Genomic DNA, 10,621 nt, shown 5'->3' on the forward strand with positions numbered 1-10,621 from the left:
CCCCGCCCCCGCCGCCGCCCTCGTGGCGCACGGTGTTGCCGCGCACGCCCACCTCGCCGCGCCAGTCGATGGCCACCTCGTGCAGCACCGCCTGCGCCAGCGAGTTGCCGCTCTCCAGGAAGACGTTGCCGCGCACCACCAGCTCACCGGAGCCCACGAAGCTGGCGACCGCCTGCCCCAGCCCGGGCACGCCCGCGGTGGGCACCCCCGCGCACGCGAAGAGGTGGTTGTTCGAGACCACCATGACGGACAGGTCCGGCCGCAGCGTCAGCCCCGCCACCGCGCACCCCTCCAGCCGGTTGCCCTCCACGTCGAGCAGCGCTCCCGGCTGCGTCGGTGCCTCCGTCAGCAGGTGCTCCGCGGCGCCCAGCACGCTGATGCCGGTGACGGTGTCGCGCACGGTGTTGCCCGCGAGCCGCACCCGGCCCTGCACGCCCGCGGCGAAGAGGCCGTCCGCGGGCTGGGGGAAGGTGTTGAAGACGGGGTCCACCAGCTCGCCGGGATCCGGGGCCTCGCCGCGCGCCAGCTGCTCCAGCGCCTTGCCCATGACCCCGAGGACGGCGCCCAGGTCGCTCATCCCGGTGACGATGGCGACGAGCGACGCGGAGACCTTCTGGGCGCGCTGGCGCAGGTACTCCTGGAGCCGTGCGATGCGTGACGCGTCGTCTTCACTCGGATCCAGGCCCTGTTCGACGGCGCGCAGCAGGACGGCGGTGGCCTCCAGCTCCGGCGGCACGCCGACGCCCTTGTTGACGGCCTCGGCCCCCAGCGCCGCGGGCTCCTGCGCCAGCAGGTGCACGGCCTCGCGCACGCCCGTCGCCGGGTTGCCACTGGTGACGGTCTGGAGGGCGTCCTTCACGCGCTGGAGCAGCAGCTCGCGGCTCTTGCCCTGCACGCCCACGAGATCCAACGCTCGCGAGAGGTGCGGGAGGTAGTTCGACAGCGACTCGCTGAGCACCTGGCCCGGCACCATGCTCCGCGCGGCCAGCACCAGCGCGCCCAGGGCGGCGAGCCGGCGGTCCAGCGGATCCGCCCACACCGGCCCTGGAGACGGCGGCGCGGCCACCGACGGCAGCACGTCCAGCGTCTGCACGCGGATGCGATCCAACAGGCTCCGTGCGATGGACAGCTGCTCGGTGCGCTTCTGCGGCTGGGCGATGGCGGCGAGCACCGCCTGGTGCGCCTGGGCGGAGAGCGTGGACAGCTCCGCGTCTCCACTCACCAGCTCCGACAGCTGCCCCACGGCGGTGCCGAAGCCGCGCAGCTGCTTCTCCACCGTGTCCTCGGACTCGGCGACGAGCCCCGCCGCCTGCCGATCCAGGTTCGCGGTGTACAGGCCAATGGTCGCGGTGCGGCCCTGGGAGGCCACGCGCTCCGAGTCCTCCGCGGTGAGCGCCACCGGGGCCACCTGCCCCTGGGTGAACTCGAGGACCTGTTTGAGGGTGGCGCGCAGGCGCTCCACTGGCCGCGCCTGGCCTCCGGTGCGCTCCACGTCGCGGTAGTCCGCTTCCACCTGCTGGGCCAGCGACGGGCTCACGTCCTTGAGCTGATCCGCCAGGGCCTCCTTCGACTCGCGCAGGGACAGGAGCACGTCCGCGTTGGCGCTCGCCTTCTCGGTGCTCCTGCGGAGGGGGAGCTGCCCCAGCGCGGCGTTGGCGAAGGTGCCGATGATGGTCTTCCGGGCGCCCACCGCCTGCCCGATGACGGGCTGCTTCGCGCGCTGTGCTTCGGCCTCGCGAAGCTGGGCCACCTGGCTCAGGGCCGCGGCCAGCGCCACCAACCGGCTCAGCTCGCCCGGCGCGCCCTGCACCTCGCCCAGGGCCCTGAGGAGCGCTTCCTTCACGGTGCCGGGCATGCCCTGCACCAGCACCTCGAAGGCGCCCTTGATGAGGTCCGCCGCCTTGGCCACCGCTTCCTTCCCGGCCACGGTCGCCAGGTCGAACCGCGCCACGGTGTCCCACGCGTCCTGGGACACGTCGTCCGGCGCGGTGAAGCTGGCCGCGCGGGCCAGCGACGAGCGCACCGCGTGCGACGTCTTGGTGTGGTCCTCGTAGCCCTGGGCCGCGCGCATCTCCGCCACTTCGTGGACCAGCGCGTCGGTGAGCGTGCCGGGACTGCCGCCCAGCTCCTTCACCTCCTGCGCGATGGTGTCCAGCGGCCCGTACAGGCCCCGGCCCAGCTTCTGGCGCACGTCCTCGTTGGCCCCCGTGTATTGCAACACGGTGGCGTACATGCCCACGACGGCCGCGTGCACGTCGCCGCGCTCCAGCCGCGTGGTGGTCGGCGCGACGCCCAGCTTCTGGAGCACGACGACGATGGGCGGCAGCTTGATGGGCGGCGTGCCCGGCGGAAGCTCCGTCCGCTTCACCGGCGCGTGGACGCCCTCCACCTCGTTGCCCTCCACGGTGATGCCGGAGCCGGACACCACCGCGATGCCCGCCGCGCGCACCTCCGCGTCCGCGAGCCCCGGCGCGCCGTACGCGCCCGTGCGCCCCACCTGGAGCAGCCGGTTGCCGCTCACGTGGGCCTCGTCGACGCCGGCCAGCACCACCGCGCCCCGCAGGGTCAGCCGCTCCAGCCACCGGAGCGCGGCGTCCAGCGGCGCGCGCACGCGGGGCGTGACGTTGGCGAGCAGCGCCTCCACCAGCGGTCGGGGCCGCGCCAACGCGTCCGCGCTCAGCCGGGTCTCCAGGCCGGGATCCAACCGCGACAGGGCCAGGGTGTTGTCCGTCTGTGATGGCACGTCCGCGAGCGCCACCTGTTCGAAGCGGTTCTCCTCCACGCGGATGCGTCCCACCGCGCCGCCGCAGCCCCACGCGCGCACCGCCGCGTCGCCCAGCCCCCGCACGACGTTGCCCCGGATGCGCACGTCGAACACCGCCTGCGGTCCGCCCAGCAGGATGCCGAAGCCGGGGGTGGCCTCGCCCGCGCCCTCGATGCGGTTGTCCACCACCTCCACGTCCGAGGCGGGGCGGCCGTTGGACTGGCCGTCGTCCAGCCCGTCCCCCACGACGATGCCGGCCACCACGCCCAGCACGGAGGCGGCGGGCACGGCCGGCAGCTCGATCCAGGAGTCGCGCACACGCAGGCCCCGGCCGGAGAGCTGGATGCCCACCTGGAAGAGGCCGTTCGACACCGCGTTGCGGATCTCATTGCCGACGACGTCCACGCCGTCACCGGAGATCTGGATGCCCACCGCCGCGGAGCCCAGCACCTGGTTCTCCGCCACCAGCAGGCGATCCACCGGACCCGCCACGCCCCCTTCCGCCAGGTCCTGCACGAGGATGCCCACGTGGAAGCCCTGGATGCGATTGCCGCGCACCACCACGCCGGACAGCGTGCCGTCCGCCACGTGGATGCCGGTGGTCGCCTCGCCCAGCGGCTGGAGCCTGTTGCCGGTGATGGACAGCGTGTCCACGAAGAGGCCCGCGCGCGGGAACGACGCGAGGAAGCGCTCGGCGAGGTACGGCGCATAGGGCGCCACGGCGATGCCCGTCGCCGCGCCGATGCGGTTGTCCTGGATGGACAGCCGTGCGCAGGAGCCCGTCACCAGCACGCCGGTGGCCTCCGAGCCGGCCTGGTTGGCCTGGATGTGACAGCGCAGCAGCGTGACACCGCTGGAGTCCGCGAGCGTCACCACGCCGTGCGGCAGCGTCTCCAGCGCGTCCAGCAGCGGCTTCGCTTCCGGCAGGTCCTCCAGCGGCTGGCCCGGGTGCAGCCGTTGCAGCCTGCGCAGCTGCACGAGCGTCGCCACCACCGAGCCCGCGGCGCGGCCCTGCCCGGGCACCAGCACCTTGATGCGCTCGGCGACGACGTCCACGAAGTCGGCTTCGGCGGACGGGTGCTTCACGTCGTCCGTCTCCAGCACGCGGTCGTCCTCCACCTCCAGCAGCGGCACGAAGCGGACACCGCCGCTCGTGGTCACCTGGAGGGTGGGCGCCTTGACGACCAGCTGCGGGCCTTCGCCAATCACCACGTCCTCGAAGGGGGCCTCCACCAGCCGGAAGTCCTCGATGCGCACGTCGCCCAGGAGGCCGCAGCGGTCCACGAAGAACGCGCCGCCGGAGCCCTGGGTGCGCAGCTCCGTGGCGTCTCCGTCGCCCAGCAGGTGCACGGAGGACAGGTTGCGCAGCAGCACCGGGTGCTCCAGCTTGTAGCGGCCGGAGCGCACGAAGATGGAGCCGCCCTGCCCGCTCAGCCGGTCCACCGCCGCTTGCAGCGCTTCGTCGCCGGTGATGCCTTCGAGCATGTCCTGATCGATGTCGCCGAAGCTGCGCACGCCATCGCCCACCACCACCGTGAAGGAGCCGGGGCCCGTCACCCGCTCGGACAATTCGACGAGCCGGTCGCGCACCTGCGAGAGCGGGAGGTAGCGCGGGCGCAGGTCCTCGAACGTGCGCGTCGCCCCGCCCTTCACGCGGGCCAGCGGCACGAAATGGTGCACGGGGCCGTGCACGGGTGCGTCGGTGAGCTGCTCCACCTCCCCACGCGCGGCCCCGTCCGCCGCGCGCACGCGGGCGGTGAAGGACCAGTAGTCGCCCGCGCGAAAGTCGTCACCCGCGAAGGCCAGGGTGATGCCATCCGGGAAGCGGTAGCGCAGGCCGGTGACGAGCAGGTCGCCGCTGTCCCACCTGCGCACGGCCGCGCCCTGGGCCGGATTGAAGGCACGACCCAACGTGCCACCCACCGGGAGCGGCACCGGATCCGTGGTGAGCACGGCGCTCGCGTCCGCGAGCTCCAGCTTGCCCGTATCCGCCTGCACGCCGCGCAGCCGACGCAGCACCGGCAGCGACGGGCCTTCCGGTTGGAGGCGCGTGACGCGGTCCTCGATGACGATGAGATCGCCAGCCCGCAGCTTCGCGGCGCTCGCGGGGGACACCTGGAGCGTCATCGCATCCGCGGCGGCCGGCGCCGTGAGCGGCAGCACCGTGGAGCCGTTGTCGCGCGACCACAGCACCACGGGCCTCGCGCCGCCCCGGAACACCTCCACGCGCACGTGGAGGTTGTCGGTGCCGATGTAGCCCTCGCCCGTGGAGGCGTTCTCCGTGGACAGGCAGCGGTCGCGGCACGGATCCAACGGCTCCGGCGGAGTGCGGTCCGGCAGCGCGCCCTGCGGGACGTTCGTGGTGAGCCGGCCCCCACCCGTGGGCCGGGGCAGCACCTCCGCGTCGGTGGCGGTCAGACCTTGAAGCGCGCGCACCTGGGAGACGAGCCGCAGGCGCACGGTGGTGTCGTGGCCATCCAGCGCGGGCTCGTCGAGGAACGCGTCGTCGTAGCGGGTGGTGGTCAGCTCCCAGCAGTCGAGGAAGAAGAAGTGGTGCCGCGTGCCATCCGTGGGCAGCGCGGCCAGCGGCGGCGCCTCCGGGAAGTCCGGCTGCGCGGCGTAGCGCAGGTCGCGCTCCAGGAAGACACGCACGCCGTCGAGCAGGATGCGGCCCGCGCCCGGCAGCGTCCCGTCACCGCCCCGGATGACGACGTCGGAGCCCAGGGCCGCGTCCTCCACGCGCAGGGCGGACACCCAGGTGCGGGCCACCGGCGGCAGGCCGAGCACGCCCCAGGCCTTCACCTTCCGCGCGTCCACGCCCGCGAGCGCGGACACGGGGAAGCGCACGTCGTGCCAGCCGGACGGACGTTGGCCCAGGCCCGCGGAGAGGATGGCCTCGTGGCCCTCCGTGTCCGCCACCACCACGCGGATGTCCACGATCTCATCGTCGGTGGGAGGCCGCTCGAAGCGCAGGCCCATGACGAGCGCGGAGGCGCTGAAGGTGGTGCCGTCCGAGCGCTCCACGGTGGTGAGGTCCAACGTCCGGGGCAGCGTGCGGCGCAGCGCCACGTGGCCCCTGCTGCGCACCACGAAGGGCAACGTCTCCGCGTCGTAGCGGTCCAGGCGCAGCTCGCGCGTGATGACGCGCTCGTCGTCCGCGGGCAGCCCCTGCCCCGCCCAGCCGAGCACGTTGCCGATGGGGTCGATGAGGTAGCTGTCACCGATGCGGAAGCCGTCATCGGGCGAGCCGTCGGCGACATCGGCGGAGCGGCGGCGCGCGTCGATGGTGCGCAGCCTCACCTCCTCGTTGTGGTCGGCGTCGAGGCTCATGCGCCCCATCTGCTGATAGACGCCGGAGAACCGCCGGGCTTCGTCGAAGCGGGACCTGGAGGTGTACGCTTTCACGGTCATGATCGGCTCATCCGGGTGAGGTCTTCTTGGGTGCGGTCGGCGTGGAACGGCGTCACGCCAATGGGCATGCTGTCGTCGGTGCGCGCGAACAGCTCGCGCTCGTGGTCGGAGCGTTCGTCGTGCGCGCCGGGGACGCCGCCACGCTCGGAGGCATGGAGCGCGTCGGGGCCGTTGTTGTCTCCCAGCACGAGGTAGCCGGGGTCCGTCTGGCGGTGCGAGTGGAACGACACGGTGTGCACCCGCGACTGGTGCGACACCGGAGGCTGCCCGCCGCGCGCGAGCAGGCTGTAGCGGACCCAGCCCAGGTCCGGACGGTCCGTGCGCACCTCGCCCGCGAAGGCGCACGAGGACGCCTCCAACACACCCGCCTCGGTGGCGCCCAGCACCGTGCAGTGCCGCAGCCGGAGGCGGGCCCCGGCGGCGCGGATGGCGGTGGCGTCGCGGTCCCCCGCGTCGAAGGTGCAGCCGGCGGCGATGAGGTGCACCCAGGGTGGCAGCTCGATGGCGCCCACCATGCAGCCATAGAGGCGCAGCTCCACGTCGGCTGCCGGCAGCGAGCGGCGCGCGCTGATGTCCTGGTGACCACCGCCCGGCATCCACAGGCCCACCTGCCCGGGCACGCCCAGGTTGCACCAGCGCAGGTCCGCCTGGCCGCGAGCGAGCACCAGGTCCAACCGGCCCGCGAGCCACAGCCCCGCGAGCCACACGCGCGTGTTCGTGCCACCGCCGAAGCCCGGGTAGAGCGCCAGCGAGACACCGTGCTCATCCGCGCTGATGCAGGGCGTGGCGCCGGTGTCCGCGGCGAAGAGGGACAGGCCGAAGTCCAACCCCTGTGACAGGCGCTCCGGCGGCAGGCGCGGCGAACCGATGAGGCCCAGCACCGGAGGTGTGCCGGAGCCCAGCCCCGCCGCCACGGTGGCGACGATGGGCCGCTCCACGTCACCGACGCCGAGCACTCCGCCCGCGCGGTCCGGAGAGATCCACGCGGTGACGGGGAGACCCGTGCCGGAGCGATCCCCAGGACGGTCCGGAGGTTCAATGAACGGCAGGTCCGGCTCCGCCCAGGCAGCGGGCGGACGGCGATCCGGAGTGAGCAGGCCCGCGCCCAATGAGGAACCCCGGCCCATGCGCGCGGAGACGGTGACGTGGCCCACGGGCGCGTCGTCCTGGAGCACGACGCGGCCCAGGCGCGGATCCACCGCCACGATGCCGGCGGCGTTGCTCGGCGCGAGCGTGGTCCACGGGCCCAGGCTCCGCTGGCGCAGCTTGAACGCGTGACGCCGCAGCCGACCGGGCACCGAGTACCGGCGCGCACCGCCGGAGCGTGAGGCATCCCGGGAGTGATACGCGCCGCCGGGCCGAGCATCGAGCGGGAGCGGCTGGCCCTCGCGAGGCTCGATGAAGACGACGCCGTCGTTGGCGACGTTGAAGCGCAGCAGCTCATCGGGCAGCAGCGCCAGCTCCGGCAGGAACGCGAGGTGTCCGCGCCCGCCCAGTGAGAAGACGACCTCCGACGCGGGCAGCGGCGTGGGATCCACGAAGAGGATGCGCCCGTCGGCGTAGAGCGCCTCGCCGGGGATGGGCGGGTTCGTGCCGTCCGGTTCCAGGGGCCCCGACACCCAGGCGTTCTCACCCTGCTTCAGCGTGAGCTTCCGGGGCCGCGTCGTGTCCGCCCAGACGAGGGCCTCCAGCCCCGTGGCGGTCTCTGTCGCCAACAACGTTCCAGGCAGGGACGGCTCGATGGGCAGCGGGGCCAGGGGACGCCACGCCGGGCTCGCGGACGCGGGGTCGCAGGCCAGTACGGGCACGGCCAGCTCGCCGGTCACGGCTTCGCCACCCAGGAGGATCAGCCCCTGCGGTGTGCCCAACAACGTGGCGGCCTTGCGCTCCGGACGGTTGCGCACCGCATGCGGTCGCCACGGTCCGCCCGCGACGGGAAGCGACCAGAGGTCTCCGGTGGGCGCACCGCCCAGGTCTCCACCGAAGACGAAGATCCGACCGCCACGCACGCACACGCTCGGGGCGAGTCGCGCGGAGGGCTGACGCGGACTCGCGGTGTCCAGCCGCGTCGCCGTCGGCGTGGCTCCGGCAAGCCCTGTCACCGACCACACGCCCAGCTTCCCCGCGCCGTCTGGAGCCACCAGGAGCAGCGCGTCCCCGAGGGCCGCCACCGACATGCCCGGGCCATCCGGAGGCAGGTCGCCAGCCAGCTCCTCCACCTGCCACGGTCCACCGTCGGCGCTCGCATCGAAGCGGGCCAGGCGCAGACTTCCATCCGCGAGGTGTTGCTCGATGCGCGCGACCCACGGGGTGCCCGCCAGCTCCACGCGGACCGCGTTGCCGCGGGGCAGCCCGAGCCGGATGCCCGGGGTGAGCTTGCGCCACGTGCCGTCCGCGTCGCGCAGGCGTGGTTCGCCTCCCAAGCGTTCGACGAGCAGCGCCGCCGCGGTGCCGCCCAGGAGCTGGTTCGCCTGCGGCGTGACGGTGACGGTGTTGAGCACGCCCGGTTCGATCACCGTGGACAGCAGCGGCGTGTCCGAGGTGTCGAGCGCGGCGAGCAACGTGAGGCGCCACGAATCGCCCTGGGAAGGCCGGCCCCGGTCCGCGAACCGGAGCGTAGGCGCAGGGCCCACGGGCGCGGTGGGCAGCGGGCCTCGCAAGAGGGGCAGCGCTTCCGGGCCTACCAGGGGGATGCCATCCACGGAGACGGTGATGGCATCCGCCCGCTCCGCCGCGTCTGCGTCTTCCGCCAGCGCCGTGGGCGTCAGCAGCATCGCGGCCGTGCGTCCTGTCGCGAGCGACGAGGGCTCGGGTTCATGGCGTGCGGTGAGTCCGCCAGTGAGGTCCGCCCGCTCCAGCGGCTGGAGCCACACGAGCGGCGCGTCCCGGTCCAGCGGATCCACGCGGAAGCCTCGATAGCCATTGGGCAGGATGTGGACGGCGGCGGGAGTCACCTCCTCCAGCTCCACCGGCGTGAGGCGCGCGGTGCGGATGAGCGCCACGTCCGGGCGTGCCCAGCCCAACAGGTCCAACGTGCGCGGCGAGGCGGCGTTCCGTCCCGCATCCGCTCGCCCCAGACGGCGCAGGGCCTGATCCAGCGTCTCGCCCGGCGCCACGCCCAGCAACGCGCCGCGCTCGGGGACGCCATCGCGAGGACGTTCGACCCCGGCGGAGCGGCGGGTGAGTGGATCCGAGAGGCCGATGGGATCCCACACGACGGCAGTGCGCCCGCGCCAGGGCAGCAGGTCGTTGAGGTCCTGTGTCTCCAGGAGCGAGCGGAAGGACTCGTCCACCTCCGCGTCCCAGAGGCTGGTGACGGAGAGCACCTCCTCCAGCGACGCGAGCGTGCCCTTGCGACGGCGCCACGCCACCGCGCGAGCCACCACGCCGCGCTGCACGCGAGGGTTGTCGGTGAGCAGCCGCGCGCCCAGCAATTCCGCGAGCAACGGCAGCGCCTGCGGCCCCGCACGCTCGACGAAGTGGTCATCCCAGAGCTGCTCCACGGCCAGCGAGAACGCATCCAGCTCCGTGCCCAGCACCGCGAGCAGCTTGAGGAACGGATGATCCGCGAGAACGGAGTCCCGCGCCGTGTAGAGGCCGGGAAGGAGCTGGAGCAGACGCTGCGAAGGCCGGCTCATAGGTCCTGCGCCTCCTCGTAGAACAGCGCGACGCCATCGCTCTCACCGGACGGTGGCGCCCACCCGAGCAGCTCGCCGGGCGCGACGGCGATGCGCTCCGCGAGCGACGGCCGCGTGCCCGCGCGATGCAGCCCCTGCACCACCACCGAGCGCAGCCCCTTGATGCCCGCGAGCGCGCCGTACACGTCCGACAACTGGAGGTCCGCGCCCAGCTCCACGCGGTCCGGATCCAACAGGCCCGGTTCACGCTCCGGATCCCGGTCCACGCCCAGCCGCAGGCGCGTCTCCTGGAGCACCACCACCGGATCCGCGCCCTTCACCACGCGCAGCAGCAGCCGCGCCCGCACCTCCACGCGCGTCCGGTTGTTCAGCCGCAGCTCCACGCCCGGTGCCACCCGCGCCGCCAGGTGCGCGTACAGGGCCTCCATGTCCGCCCGTCCCAGCGCCGCACCCTCCGGCCCCGCCACCACCACCGTCAGCGAACGCTTGCGCACGCCGTCGCGGAACACGTTGGCCCGGTGCACACCGTCATAGACGAGCGTCAGCGCCCGCACGTCGGACAGCGACACCGCGCGGTCCATCGCGCCCACCGTGGCGGGTCCCCGCACGCGCGCCAGGGTCGGTGCCTCCGGATCCGTCCCTCCGTACAGCGGCAGTGGGTTGAAGGTCGTCTCCACGCACGGGTGCGGGCTCGCCATCGCCATCAATCGCAGCGCCGCCCGGTTGCCGCCCTGGCCCCGGCCCACGCGGTAACGGATGCGCAGCTCCACGCCCAGCGGCAGCGCGGAGCCGTGGTCCTCCCCTCCCA

At 73.5% G+C, this 10,621-nt stretch carries 3 protein-coding genes; all 3 read right to left on the minus strand.

The features are described from left to right. Positions 1-6,175: right-handed parallel beta-helix repeat-containing protein (locus D7V97_RS32880; protein WP_147445070.1), on the minus strand; the 6,175-nt coding region annotated here is incomplete at its 3' end. After that, positions 6,172-9,813, minus strand: a complete 3,642-nt coding sequence (locus D7V97_RS32885) for a phage tail protein (protein WP_120614574.1) — start codon at positions 9,811-9,813, stop codon at positions 6,172-6,174. The genes D7V97_RS32885 and D7V97_RS32880, both read right to left, overlap by 4 nt. Next, positions 9,810-10,621: hypothetical protein (locus D7V97_RS44890; protein WP_199729016.1), on the minus strand; the 812-nt coding region annotated here is incomplete at its 5' end. The genes D7V97_RS44890 and D7V97_RS32885, both read right to left, overlap by 4 nt.

Origin of the sequence: Corallococcus sp. CA053C, assembly GCF_003611675.1 — a bacterium.
Lineage (GTDB): Bacteria > Myxococcota > Myxococcia > Myxococcales > Myxococcaceae > Corallococcus.